The organism is Bacillus sp. FJAT-25509 (assembly GCF_001420605.1).
Taxonomy (GTDB): Bacteria; Bacillota; Bacilli; order Bacillales; family Bacillaceae_G; genus Gottfriedia.
Map to the genome: position 1 here is coordinate 279,629 of NZ_LJIZ01000003.1, position 12,293 is coordinate 291,921.

Annotated in this window: 12 protein-coding genes; 1 reads left to right on the forward strand and 11 read right to left on the reverse strand. The window is 33.0% G+C overall.

Features of this window, described 5'->3' with window-relative positions:
- Nucleotide 1: 1 nt before the first annotated feature.
- The 5 genes from mce to AN960_RS01705 all read right to left on the reverse strand — a co-directional run bounded on the left by mce (nucleotide 2) and on the right by AN960_RS01705 (nucleotide 6,755).
- Nucleotides 2–442 carry a methylmalonyl-CoA epimerase gene (gene mce / locus AN960_RS01685; protein WP_056465859.1) on the reverse strand — a complete coding sequence of 147 codons (441 nt, stop codon included), beginning with the start codon at nucleotides 440–442 and terminating at the stop codon, nucleotides 2–4.
- Nucleotides 442–1,461 carry a methylmalonyl Co-A mutase-associated GTPase MeaB gene (meaB, locus tag AN960_RS01690; RefSeq protein ID WP_056465862.1) on the reverse strand — a complete coding sequence of 340 codons (1,020 nt, stop codon included), beginning with the start codon at nucleotides 1,459–1,461 and terminating at the stop codon, nucleotides 442–444. The genes mce and meaB overlap by 1 nt, the downstream gene beginning before the upstream one ends.
- Complete coding sequence (gene scpA, locus AN960_RS01695; protein WP_056465866.1) at nucleotides 1,462–3,627, reverse strand: methylmalonyl-CoA mutase; 2,166 nt, start codon at nucleotides 3,625–3,627, stop codon at nucleotides 1,462–1,464.
- Nucleotides 3,624–5,723: a methylmalonyl-CoA mutase family protein gene (locus AN960_RS01700; protein WP_056465868.1), complete on the reverse strand. Its 2,100-nt coding sequence runs from the start codon at nucleotides 5,721–5,723 to the stop codon at nucleotides 3,624–3,626. The genes scpA and AN960_RS01700 overlap by 4 nt, the downstream gene beginning before the upstream one ends.
- A 303-nt stretch (nucleotides 5,724–6,026) precedes the next feature.
- Nucleotides 6,027–6,755, reverse strand: coding sequence for a class I SAM-dependent methyltransferase (locus AN960_RS01705; RefSeq protein WP_056465872.1), 729 nt, complete (start codon nucleotides 6,753–6,755; stop codon nucleotides 6,027–6,029).
- 350 nt (nucleotides 6,756–7,105) lie between these two features.
- On the opposite strand from AN960_RS01705, the gene AN960_RS01710 reads away from it, so the two are divergent.
- A complete protein-coding gene (locus tag AN960_RS01710; protein WP_056465875.1) occupies nucleotides 7,106–7,807 on the forward strand; it encodes a GNAT family N-acetyltransferase in 702 nt (233 codons plus the stop codon).
- Nucleotides 7,808–7,942: 135 nt separating this feature from the next.
- On the opposite strand, the gene AN960_RS01715 is transcribed toward AN960_RS01710, so the two are convergent.
- The 6 genes from AN960_RS01715 to AN960_RS01740 all read right to left on the reverse strand — a co-directional run bounded on the left by AN960_RS01715 (nucleotide 7,943) and on the right by AN960_RS01740 (nucleotide 12,020).
- Nucleotides 7,943–8,902: a PDR/VanB family oxidoreductase gene (locus AN960_RS01715; protein WP_156339586.1), complete on the reverse strand. Its 960-nt coding sequence runs from the start codon at nucleotides 8,900–8,902 to the stop codon at nucleotides 7,943–7,945.
- A gap of 15 nt (nucleotides 8,903–8,917) precedes the next feature.
- Entirely contained in the window at nucleotides 8,918–9,406 is a 489-nt protein-coding gene (locus AN960_RS01720; protein ID WP_056465881.1) for a dimethylamine monooxygenase subunit DmmA family protein, read from the reverse strand.
- 6 nt (nucleotides 9,407–9,412) lie between these two features.
- Nucleotides 9,413–10,363: a heme-dependent oxidative N-demethylase family protein gene (locus tag AN960_RS01725; protein WP_056465884.1), complete on the reverse strand. Its 951-nt coding sequence runs from the start codon at nucleotides 10,361–10,363 to the stop codon at nucleotides 9,413–9,415.
- Nucleotides 10,364–11,018: 655 nt separating this feature from the next.
- Complete coding sequence (locus AN960_RS01730) at nucleotides 11,019–11,315, reverse strand: rhodanese-like domain-containing protein (protein WP_056465887.1); 297 nt, start codon at nucleotides 11,313–11,315, stop codon at nucleotides 11,019–11,021.
- A 16-nt stretch (nucleotides 11,316–11,331) separates the two neighbouring features.
- The gene (locus tag AN960_RS01735) at nucleotides 11,332–11,685 is read right to left on the reverse strand and encodes a rhodanese-like domain-containing protein (protein ID WP_390312262.1); all 354 of its coding nucleotides are present in this window, start codon (nucleotides 11,683–11,685) and stop codon (nucleotides 11,332–11,334) included.
- A gap of 74 nt (nucleotides 11,686–11,759) precedes the next feature.
- Nucleotides 11,760–12,020 carry a metal-sensitive transcriptional regulator gene (locus AN960_RS01740; protein ID WP_056465893.1) on the reverse strand — a complete coding sequence of 87 codons (261 nt, stop codon included), beginning with the start codon at nucleotides 12,018–12,020 and terminating at the stop codon, nucleotides 11,760–11,762.
- Between the last annotated feature and the right edge of the window lie 273 nt (nucleotides 12,021–12,293).

Sequence of the window (12,293 nt, forward strand, 5' to 3'; positions counted from 1 at the left end):
TTTATTCAACTTCCTTTCTGGTTAAACTAGATGATGGTTGGCATAGCTCGAACAATACTTTATTCGTTGAATTTGGATGAAGGAAAGCAACTAGGCTATCGTGCGCACCCTTTTTTGGAACTTCATTAATTAGTTTAATTCCGTGTTCTTTCACAACTTCAAGCTGTTTCTCACAGTTTTCTGTTTCTAAAGCAATATGATGAATTCCTTCGCCTTTTTTCTCAATAAACTTTGCAATTGGGCTTTCTGGACTAGTTGCTTCTAAAAGCTCAATTTTCACTTCACCGATTTCGATAAATGCTACTCGTACTTTTTCACTTTCAACAGTTTCAATTCCTTTAAGTTTTAAACCAAGCACATTCGTATACAATTGAATAGAAGTCTCTAAATCTCTTACTGCAATTCCAATATGATTAATTTTTTTAGGACTAGTCTCTTGCATTACAATGTCTCCTTCCTATTGCCTTCAAAAATGGATAATAAATAGTTTGCAGCTGAAGTTGCTGTTAATTCTCCATTTACAATTGAACTTTCAATCGTTTTTAAATTTAGTTTCACACTTTCATGATTCATAAAACTTAGTTTCAACTGTTCAAAAACCATATTGTACATCCAATCAATCATTTGTTTTTGACGTCGCAAAGAAAAATAGCCTGACTCAGTTGTTAGATCTTTAAAAGCATTAATTTCATTCCATATTTCTTCAATACCTTCACCAAGTAACGCAGAAGCGGTATATGCTTTACTTGTCCAGCCAGGAGTTGAAGGCTGTAATAAGTGGAGTATTCGATTAAATTCAGCCTTAGCCGCATTAGCTTTTAATTTGTTTTGTCCATCAGCTTTATTGATGATAATTGAATCTGCAAGTTCCATGATGCCTTTTTTAATTCCTTGTAGCTCATCTCCTGCTCCAGTTAGCATGACTAAAAGAAAAAAATCTACCATTGAACGAACCTGTACTTCACTTTGTCCAACACCGACAGTTTCGATTAAAATCACATCATAGCCTGCTGCCTCGCATACTAGCATTGATTCCCTTGTTTTACGTGCAATCCCACCAAGAGAACCGCCTGATGCAGAAGGTCTAATAAATGCATTCGGATTCTTTGAAAGTGAATCCATTCTTGTTTTGTCTCCTAAAATACTACCTTTTGTAATTGTGCTACTTGGATCGATTGTTAAAACGGCTACTTTATGCCCTTGTTCACACAAATAAGTTCCAAAGCTTTCTATTAAACTACTTTTACCGGCTCCTGGAACCCCAGTTATTCCAATCCGGATCGAACGACCTGAATGAGGAAGTAACCTCGTCAACACATTTTGTGCAGAATACATATGTGCTGACGAATTACTTTCTATAAGGGTAATTGTTTGGGCTAAAATAGTTCGATTGCCTTCAAGTACTCCATTTACATAGTCGTCTTCAGAAAGCTTTTTCTTTCTCTTGTTTTCTTGATCCATTTAAATCGAATCCTCAAGTCGGCGATTAATTTCTTCAATAACCTTTTGTGCCGCAACTGGGATAACAGTACCTGGTCCGAAGATTGCTGCTGCTCCGTTTTTCAATAAAAACTCATAATCCCCTGCTGGTATTACCCCTCCAGCTACAAGAACAATGTCCTGTCGACCTAGTTTTTTTAACTCTTCCATCAATTGTGGAAGTAGCGTTTTGTGACCACCTGCTAAAGAGCTCATTCCGATAACATGAACATCATTTTCAACTGCTTGAAGTGCCGTTTCCGCTGGTGTTTGGAATAAAGGACCGATATCTACATCAAATCCTAAATCCGCAAATGCTGTTGCGATTACTTTCGCTCCACGATCATGACCATCTTGTCCGAGTTTAGCTATCATAATTCGAGGACGACGACCTTCTTTCTCTTCAAAATCATCAGCCATTTTACGTACAATCTCTATTTCATCTTTTTCACCGTATTCCGCACTATAAACACCCATAATTGAACGAATAACAGCTTTATGTCTACCTACTACTTTTTCATAGGCATCCGAAATTTCACCTAATGTTGCACGAGCTCTAGCAGCCTCAATTGCAAGCGCTAACAAATTACCTTCCCCAGACTCCGCAGCCTCAGTAATCGCGGTTAATGCTGCCTGCACTTTAGCTTCTTCTCTAGATGCTCGAAGCTCTTGTAATCGCATAATTTGCGCTTCACGAACTGCAGTATTGTCGACTTCTAAAACATCTAATGGATCTTCTTTTTCAAGGCGATATTTATTAACGCCAATAATTGTTTCTTTACCTGAATCGATGTGAGCTTGACGTCTTGCCGCAGCTTCTTCGATTCTCATCTTTGGTAAACCAGTTTCAATCGCTTTTGCCATACCACCTAATGATTCAACCTCTTGAATATGTGCCCATGCTTTTTGTACTAATTCATTTGTTAACGATTCAATGTAATATGAACCTCCCCAAGGGTCCACTACATTACAAATTCCAGTTTCTTCTTGTAAATAAAGCTGCGTATTACGGGCAATACGAGCAGAGAAATCCGTTGGTAATGCAATTGCTTCATCTAAAGCATTCGTATGAAGTGATTGAGTATGCCCTAACACAGCGGCCATCGCTTCAATACAAGTACGAGTCACATTATTAAATGGATCTTGTTCTGTTAAACTCCAACCAGATGTTTGTGAATGCGTTCTAAGCGCCATCGATTTTTCTTTCTTTGGATCAAATGATTTTATCAATTTAGCCCAAAGCATGCGTCCTGCTCTCATTTTTGCGATTTCCATGAAATAGTTCATTCCGATTCCCCAGAAAAATGATAAACGAGGAGCAAACGAATCAATATCGATTCCCGCTTTTAAACCAGTTCGAACATATTCCAATCCATTTGCTAGAGTATAGCCTAGCTCGATATCAGCAGTTGCCCCTGCTTCTTGCATATGGTAACCAGATATACTGATGCTGTTGAATTTAGGCATATTTTGTGAAGTATAAGAAAAAATATCAGCAATAATACGCATTGATGCTTCTGGCGGGTAAATATAAGTATTTCTCACCATATATTCTTTTAAAATATCGTTTTGAATTGTTCCTGTAAGTTGTGATTGATGTACGCCTTGTTCTTCAGCAGCAACAATATAAAATGCTAAAACCGGAAGTACAGCTCCATTCATTGTCATTGAAACTGACATTTTATCTAACGGAATACCATCAAATAAAATTTTCATATCAAGGATTGAATCAATTGCAACCCCTGCTTTTCCAACATCCCCTTCAACACGAGGATGATCCGAATCATACCCACGGTGAGTAGCTAAATCAAAAGCAATCGATAAACCTTTTTGACCAGCAGCTAAATTTCTTCGATAAAATGCATTACTCTCTTCCGCTGTTGAAAAGCCTGCGTATTGGCGAATTGTCCAAGGTTTGTTAATATACATCGCAGGGTAAGGTCCACGTAAAAACGGAGCAATTCCAGAAACATATCCTAAGTGTTCCATCTGATTAAGATCAGTCGAATCATATAATGGTTTTACATCTATTTGTTCTAAAGTTTTCCAATCATCTTGTTTAACTTGCATCTGTTTAGGAGGTGCTATATTTGGTGCTGAAAATGTTGTATTAAATGGCATCTTTGTAAAGTCTGTTAGTTTGTTCATTTCAAAATCCCTCCATCCTTTTGAAGATTTTCTAACTTCTCGAAATTATTTACATTGATATGAATGAAATCATCAATTCCAACTTGATTGTATAAATTCATATCATCAAATGACGGCTTTCCTGCTAAAAGTACTTTGGCATTCGGATTAATTGTTTTAATCTGATTTGTTATAGAAGGTACAACTTCTGAATATTGATCATCAGTTGAACAAATGACAACAATAGTCGATTCTGATTTTTTAAATGATTCGATTACTTCATCAATGGATGTAAAGCCTTTATTTTGTAGCACCTTAAATCCTCCAACTTCAAAGAAATCAGTAACAAAGTCAGTTCGAGGCTTGTATGCTGCAACTTGTCCAAAATTTGCTACAAATATAGTTGGGAATTCACCAGTACTATTTTTATAACTTTGAGAATTTTGGCGTAATGATTCATAAGGTTGTGCACCACGATGTATGTCTAATTGATTAACTCTAGGAAGTTCTGAATCTATTAAATTCATTTCATTTAAAATATTCGAAATTGTTGCACCATTATTTACTGCATCAATTATATCTTCAATTGAACAACCAGTTTGTAATACTAAATTTTCGGATCCGCCATCAATGTTTTCTTTATTCACTTCAATTTCTGAACGATTCAATTCTTTTTTCTCTATTCTTGTTTCATTCAGATTCGGATAAATATTAGTCCCAATAAATTTAGCTTTTCTATTTTTTATGTTGTTCGATTTTTCTTCTGCAACCTGTTTAACTAATGCTTGAGGAAAACCTTCTTGTATTGCCTTAACCATTCCACCTTTTTCTTCAATCTTTTGGAATAGTTCCCATGCCTTTTCAGCCAAAGAGTAAGTAAGTGATTCAATATACCAAGAACCACCAGCTGGATCAGAGACTTTTGATAAATTTGATTCTTTTTCAAGAATTAAATGTGTATTTCTCGCAATACGTCTAGAAAACTCATCAGATGATTTTATCGATTCATCGAATGGCGAAACATGAAGTGAGTCAGATCCTCCAATTACTCCTGCAAAAGCTTCAACAGTTCCTCTAAGTATATTTACATAAGGATCATAAATCGTTTTTGTCCATGCAGATGTACGTGAATGAATGTTCATTTTTTGTGCAGCTTCATTGCCACCTAATTCTTTTATAATTCTTGCCCAAATCATTCTAGCTGCTCTTAATTTTGCGATTTCCATAAAGAAGTTCGATCCGACAGAAAACGAGAATAGTATTTTAGCCGCTGCATCATCAAGCGGGATTTGTCGATTATCCATTTCACGTAGATACTCTAATCCAGTTGAAATAGCAAATGCTAATTCTTGAACTGCATTTCCTCCTGCATCGTGATAAGGATGTGACTGTACTAAAATATTTCTTAAATTTGCAGTATGATTAACTGACCATTTTGTGATCTCTGCCATCATTTTGTAAGCATTTTCAAGAGAATACGGAAGTGTCCCTTCTTTCACTAAATTACTGATCGGATCCATTCCAATAAAGCCATTTATTTTATTAAAATCGTAATTTTGTTGTTGTAAATATGCGATAAATGAACCAAAAAATGCTTGCCCACCGTTAACTGTTTCAATATATAAAGGAACTTCCTCTAAATTTATATTTTGAAAGGCTATTCTAAAATCTTTAATAGATGTTAGGATTAACCCTTTATTTGAATTATTATTTTGACTAGTTGTTTCTAAAGATTCGTTTAGTTGAATCTTTAACATCGTTTGACCTTTGTCTAAATCATGTTTTGCAACACGGTTGAACTCTATTGGAGAAGAACAATCTAGTTCCTGACTAATTTCCCATGGCTGTTCTAGATAACCTTGTTCACTTGTTCCTCTAACGAAAGGAAATTCTCCTGGTTGTGCGTTTAGATAAGGATAGTTAGCGATATCTTCTTCCCCATACATCGGCTTCAAAATTATTTCTTCATATGTTTTTGTTACAAGCTTTTCCTCAATAGTGGCTCCTTTTAAGGATTTTTCAACAACATCTCTCCACTCTTGTACAGTAGGCTTTGGAAATTCAGCAAATAAATTCTCTTCCAAGTTAAGGTTCGAAGTTTTAGTATTTTCTGACATGTATAAAGCCACTCCTTTCTTTATCTCTTAATTTAATAAGATGTAAATATAAATTGGATCGTCGAATTTACCTATGTAATAAACTCGATTTTTCTTTTCATTAAGAATATAAATGCAAAGAATAATTAAAATTTCGACAAAGACTTTCAAAAATCCTCCAAAATTATGAAAATTACGTATTTTTTAAATGCTCCCATTTGTAAATATATTTCGACATTAGTTTTTTTAAAAGCCGCTGTTAAATTATTTGAACTAAAAAAGGTTGTCTAATTAGACAACCTTTATGTAACTAACGCATGTCCATTAATTAAACAAGAAAACAAGTCTTTTTGTATAAACAAAAGAACTGAGGGTTAAGATCCGCTCAGTTCTTCTTTCTAATATAAGTTTGAATTCTTCAATTCCGTACCATCTCATTGTAAACTTCTGTAATTCTGTGTCCACTAGCTTACCTTTTCTCCATTTTTCGTATTTTAAATAAGATAAGGTATATTGGTCGACCCAGTTGATTTCTATTGATTTACTTTCTAATGATATGCCTTCTTCGTTAGAAAGAGGAAAGGTTGCTGTAGTAATTTCACCTGTACGCCAATTGCTTGGTAATTCCAAATCAACTATTAGGCGCCCTCCTGGCATTAGATGATTATAAAAACATTTCAGTGCATCTTTAGCATCCGTTAAATTGTCTATCAAGCAAAAGGAGCCAGTAGGTATAACGACAGCTTCATATTTTGATTCCAAAGAAAAACTACGTAAGTTACCTTCATAAAGCTTCGGATTTAAGCCTCTTTCTTCGCATCGTTTTTGACAAGAATCTAACATTTCAGTTGAATAATCTATGCCATCAACAATAAATCCATTTTCAAGTAAGAGAATTAAGAATCGGCCAGAACCGACAGCTGCTTCAAGTATTTTCCCTTTAGTCCCTTTTAGTCTTTCAAAATAATATTCAATATCACCATCAATTGAATACCCCTCTGGTTTGGTAAAATCATATACTTCCGTACTTAATGCACCATAATAACTAAACATTTCATTTCCTCCAATATTATATGCGGAAGAATTTTAATTGAAATATGAAAACTTCTGCACCTCAAGTTTGTTAGATGTAGGTAAAGAGCTGACTATCATATTAAATCACTCACTTTCTATAATATTGTTACAATTATACATTTTTTGTAGAATCAATCCAGTTATTTCAATCATATTTCCACTCCCGCTTTAATGCTGGTACCATTAAAATAGTCGCATCTGGTACTTTTGATTTTACTAGATTGTGATTGAATAAAGGTAAATGAGCTGAATAAAATGGTTAAAACACTTAAGTTCTGCACGCCTTCCAACTAAACTGTAGTAAAAAATAAATAAAATGTGGTGATTAAATGAATCAGAGAATAAACAAATACAACCAGCCAATTGGTGAGGAGTTGTCCAATTGGGAGATAAGAGAATTCCCTTCTGATATGTATTATGTTGGAAAACATACTATTGTCACTAGATTATCTCGTACTCATACTAAAGATCTCTATAATGCATTTAAAATTTCTAATCCTAGTAATTGGACTTATTTAACCGACGAACCACCTCTCAACTATGAAAATTTTGAACAAACATTACTAGAAAAAATAGAAAGTAGGACTCAGATCTATTATGCTGTGATAAATAAAGAGACTAATAAACCACTTGGAATATTTAGTTTAATGAGGATCGATCAGACAAATGGGGTAATTGAAGTTGGAAGTATAAATTTTTCAGATGCTTTAAGAAGAACAATAATCTCGACCGAAGCACACTATTTATTAGCTAAGTATGTTTTCGAAGAACTCCAATACCGACGTTATGAATGGAAATGTGATTCTCTTAATGCTCCCTCCATTAAAACAGCAAAACGTTTAGGGTTTAAGTATGAAGGCCTCTTTAGAAATAACATTATCTATAAAAACCGCTCACGAAGCACCACCTGGTTTTCAATGCTAATAGAAGAATGGCCTCTACATAAACAGGCATTAACTCAATGGTTGGCAGAGGAGAACTTTGATGACGAAGGAATTCAAGTTAAAAGATTAGAATCATTTAAGCAATAAGAACAAAAAATATGGTTCATCATCAGCTTATAGAAAATCAACTTTACACTTTAACAGAGACTTCTAAAAAAAGCATAAAAATAAAACAGCTAGTCTATCAATTAAATAGGTTAGCTGTTTTAATAAAATCGAACTCTATATTTCTAGGATTATTTGATTTGATTTTGCCCTAGAGACACAAGTTAAAATCATATTATTACTTTTTCTTTGATCCTCGTCCAATAAAAAGTCGTGATGCTCAATTTGGCCATCGATTACGTTTACCTCACATGTCCCACATCTTCCAACTCTACAGGAATATGGTACTTTTATGCCTTCGTCGAGTAAAACATCTAATAAAGTTTTATCAACGGGAACTTGTTTTGTAGTTCCATTCGCCAGTCTAACCTCAAATGGTCTTGAATTAGCCAATATTTGTGGTGTGAAAATCTCAATATGGACACTTGATTTTGGATAGCCAAATGCAAATGCCGATTCATTAAATTGAGAAATAAACCGATTAGGACCACAAAAATAGACATGAGTTCCGATTGAATGGTCTAAAAGAGTTTCAACTTTTATTCGACTAGAATTATGCTCTTTCGTAAAGTAAAAAGTAGTCACTTCCTTATAATATTCATTTAAAAAGTCATAATATGCACTACTTGATTTAGTTGCCGAAGTATAATGAAGTTCAAAAGATTTATTTTTACTTTTTAATTCTTTCATCATCGATAAAAATGGCGTTATGCCAATACCCGCTGCATAAAACACATGATGTTTTGCTCTTGCACTTAATGGAAAATGATTTTTTGGATAGCTAATCCGTAGTCGATCACCTACTTTAATTCGTTCATGCCAATATTTTGAACCGCCCTTTGATTCCGAATTTAAATGAATGGCAATTTTATAAGTGTTATCAATAAGTGAATGATGAACTAATGAATAAGGTCTGCAAATAATCTCATTTTCTGCAGCAACATATGTATTAATATGAGAACCTCCACTAAAAGTTGGAAGATTAAATTCATCAATTGGAATAAAACTAAATTCTTTAACCTGTTGTGTTATTTGCTTTATTTCATTAACACGAACTAGTATCGTATTCTCAATCAATCCATTCACTCCCATCTACAATTTAGCGATGTTTCCTAAATATGCGTCATAATGGACCGAATAATGGTCAGAAACTGAAAGTAATAAATGACAGTTTTGACACTGAATTTCTTTACCAATTTCTAAATTTTTTAATTCAGTTAAACTATGACAACGACAACAAAAAACGTTCGAATTCAGTTCACCATACCCAACATATTGTACTTCATCTTCAAAAAATCCAACATCCTCTATAATTGACCGTAAATTTTTAAGTTCTTCTTTACTAAGTGCTATATATAAATAGCTACCCATTTTCTGGCTTTGCAACCAAGTTTTAATATTATTTTGCAATTGTTCTGGACTTGAATCAAATCCGATGAATACAAAATCAAAAGAATAGTTTTTCTCAAGTAACTTTTCTAAAATTGGCTGAATTAGCGGCCTACCTCTATGATTCGAACAGATTAAATATTTTCTTTTTCCATCTATAAAACTAGCTTCTTCTACTATTAATTTATTCATCACATTCTACCCAACTTCATCAAGTTTATTTTTTAAATATGTTATTACTTCTTTTTTATATGAAGAGATTCCTTTATAATCTGAAATGAAATCCGGCAATTCACTTAGAATTTTATAAAATTGCTCTAACCATTCCTTATTTAAGGTTAATTGCTCTAGTGGTAATAAGTGAGTATGAATCGTAAATAGGAGCCCATTACTAGCAGCCAACCTAAATAACTTTTGAACTTCAACGCGTAAGTGAACGAATTTCCCGACATTATCTGTAGTAACTTTTTTTCTATCTTTACCCCATTGATCAAATGTTTCTAATGAAGTATCTAGTCTTTTTCCTGCCATTAATGACCAATTTTTACGAGCCCAAGGTGTTCCTTGTTCAATATTTTTTAAGAAACGAAGAATTCGATCATCCAATGATTTTTCATTAAACATAGGGATTGGCTGATGAATCTCTTTAAATCTCATTCCTAGTTTAAAAGTAAGTGACCAATTTGAAGGAAAACAAAGATGTCCAGCATCTAAAAATAAATCGCCATCTCGTTGACTCATATAAATTAAATCCTCTTGTACATGTCTACCTATGAAATTCAATGGCTTTCCTAAAACAGATGTTAGATCCCTAAAGCTAAATTGTTCCTCCTCCATTAGAAGCTTATTAAATATAGTCCAATATTCATGACCCTTATGAACTTCAAAATAATTTGGATAATACTTTATTAAATGATCTAAAACTAATTCTACAATTTCCCATTGACCTTCTAAACTAGTAGGAAGTGCTTGATAACAATGGCTAGGTGTCTTGTGTAACAAGCTTCTTTTTAATTTTATTTCATTCTCATATTTAGGTGTAATCTCGATGCTTGCAGGTGGATCTAATAGAATAGAATTATTTGAGTAACGATAAATCTCATCTTTAAACGGATACGGAAAACATTCTAATTCATTAACTTGATTCATCTGAACACCCTTTATAGTAGATTAAAAGTAAACCGTACAAATTAGTTAAACTAGATAAAGATAAACTCATTACTAATTTCTGTGTTTTTGTTACATTAGATTTTAATTAATTATAAGAATATTCTGTTTTTTATGTCAATAGTTAGTCCGATTTATTGTGCATTTTAATTGAATGTTTACAAAAGAATTATATATGAGTAGGTTATTTTCATTTTTTGCTTTTTAACTTACTTATGAACCATTTATATAGTACTAAAACTGAGTTTTTTGCCTTTTTACTTACTCATGAACACCTTATGAGGTACTAAATCTCAGCTTCTTTCTATTTTACTTCCTCATGAACCCTTTATGAGGTATTATATTTCAGCCTTTTGACTTTTTACTTACTCATGAACTCTTTATGAGGTACTAATTTACAGCTTTTTGACTTTTTACTTCCTCATGAACCATTTATGAGGTACTATATCTCAGCTTTTTGACTTTTTACTTCCTCATGAACAACTTTTAAGGTACTAAATCTCATCTTCTAGCTTTTTTTACTTACTCATGATCCCTTTTTTTCTGTTTTCTCTACTAATAAACCTGAAAATATTGTGACCTTTCAATACATAAAAAAATTGCTTATATTCTTTTATAAGCAATTTTGGCATTTTGTTTATTCAATTTCGCCTGTCCATGCAAGCATACCGCCAGACATATTCACAACATTGAATCCATGACTTTCTAAAAACTGTACTGCTCGGCTACTTCTGCCGCCAGCATGACAAACAACGATGTATTCATTATTTTTATCTAGATCAGCCATGCGAAATTCGATTAAACCAAGTGGAATATGCGTCGCACCCGGGATTATTCCGTTTGCTACTTCATCAGCCTCGCGAACATCAATAATATTAAGTTTATCTCCGTTTTTTAGTAGATCTTCAAGTTTTTCTGCTGTAATTTCTCTCATTTATTATTCTCCTTTATTAAGACCAAGTACTCATTCCGCCTTTTACATTTGTAATATTGGTATAGCCCATTTTTTTAAGAACTTTACATGCTTTTTTACTTCTCATTCCACTTTGGCAAATAATAATTGTTTCTTGATCTTTTGATAAATGATTTATATTTTGTTTTAACAAATGTAATGGAATATTTTTGAATTCTTTAATATGTCTTCCTTTATATTCTGCAGAAGTTCTAACATCAATGAATTGTTTTTCCTTACTTTTCAATTCATTTTTTAATTCATTTGTTGAAATTTGCTTAACTCCTTTAATTGGAAGAAAAGTTTGTACTAGAAAATAAGCAATTAATACGATGATTAGAATATTTAACATTTCCAATTAGTCTCACTTTCAAGAAGTTGATGTTAAGTAATATTTGGCCAATGATAGGGTTTTACAAATGTTTATTATCTACTTTTTACTAATAAGTTAACTGCTTCTTTTACAAGCTCTTCTGCACTTTCTCCATTTTCATCAGCTAGTCTTACACATTCAATTAGATTCGTACTTACGATGACTCCAATTGTACGATCCATTGCCGCTCTTACTGCTGATAATTGAGTTATAACTTCTTTACATCCTTTATCCTCATCCATCATTTTTAAAATGCCTCTAAGCTGCCCTTCAATTCTTTTTACTCTATTTTTTATTTGATCATCATAAGACATAGAAATCTTTCCTTTCTAAGTAAAATTTTTACATTAGTTAAAATGAACTATATACCCAGATAGGTATGAAGTCAAATAAATTGTTGTCCTTTTTAGATTTATAGAAGAAGTAGAGCTAATGGCATATACGAGTTAAAAAAACACGAAACTACCTATTTAATAGACAATTTCTTTTTAAACAGCATAAAAGCCTGGTATCTAACTATTCCAGGCTTTACTACTTTACATATTTATTACTAAGAAAGGTATGGTGATGATCGCTATGATCATTAA